The 1,182-nt window shown below is 59.5% G+C and carries 1 protein-coding gene; it reads left to right on the top strand.

All coding sequences use genetic code 11. The annotated features are described in order from the left end of the window. A partial coding sequence (gene tuf / locus ACR0IM_RS24515) for an elongation factor Tu (RefSeq protein WP_480597428.1) occupies window positions 1-1,176 on the top strand: 1,176 nt, incomplete at its 5' end. Between the last annotated feature and the right edge of the window lie 6 nt (window positions 1,177-1,182).

Genomic DNA, 1,182 nt, shown 5'->3' on the forward strand with positions numbered 1-1,182 from the left:
ATGGCAAAGGAAAAGTTTGAGCGTAATAAGCCGCACGTCAACATCGGCACGATTGGCCACGTTGACCACGGCAAGACCACGCTGACCGCAGCAATCACCAAGTATTTCGGTGACTTCAAAGCGTATGACCAGATTGACGGTGCGCCCGAAGAGAAAGCGCGCGGCATCACCATCTCGACCGCCCACGTGGAATACGAGACCGACAACCGCCACTATGCGCACGTTGACTGCCCCGGCCACGCCGACTACGTCAAGAACATGATCACCGGTGCTGCCCAGATGGACGGCGCGATTCTGGTTGTGAACGCCGCTGACGGCCCGATGCCGCAGACCCGCGAGCACATCCTGCTGGGCCGCCAGGTTGGCATCCCGAAGATGGTCGTGTTCATGAACAAAGTTGACCAGGTTGACGACGAAGAGCTGCTGGAACTGGTTGAGATGGAAGTTCGCGAACTGCTGTCCAGCTATGAATACCCCGGCGACGACATTCCGATCATCGCAGGTTCGGCTCTGGCCGCGATGGAAGGCAACAAGCCGGAAATCGGCGAAGAGAAGATCCGCGAACTGATGGCGGCTGTTGACGACTACATCGACACCCCTGAGCGTGAAGTTGACAAGCCGTTCCTGATGCCGGTCGAAGACGTGTTCTCGATCTCGGGTCGTGGTACCGTTGTTACGGGCCGTGTTGAGCGTGGTGTGATCAACGTTGGCGACGAGATCGAAATCGTCGGCATCCGTGACACTCAGAAAACCACCTGTACCGGTGTTGAAATGTTCCGCAAGCTGCTGGATCGCGGTGAAGCGGGCGACAACATCGGCGCCCTGCTGCGCGGTATCGACCGTGAAGGCGTTGAGCGTGGCCAGGTTCTGTGTAAGCCGGGTTCTGTGACACCGCACACCAAGTTCGAAGCCGAAGCCTACATCCTGACCAAGGAAGAAGGCGGCCGTCACACCCCGTTCTTCGCGAACTACCGTCCGCAGTTCTACTTCCGTACAACCGACGTGACCGGCACTGTGACCCTGGCTGAAGGCACCGAGATGGTCATGCCCGGCGACAACGTCGGCTTCACCGTCGAGCTGATCGCCCCGATCGCGATGGAAGACGGCCTGCGTTTCGCCATCCGCGAAGGCGGCCGCACCGTCGGCGCCGGCGTCGTGTCGAAAATCATCGAGTAAGACGCG

This window comes from Ruegeria sp. BF6 (assembly GCF_056538665.1).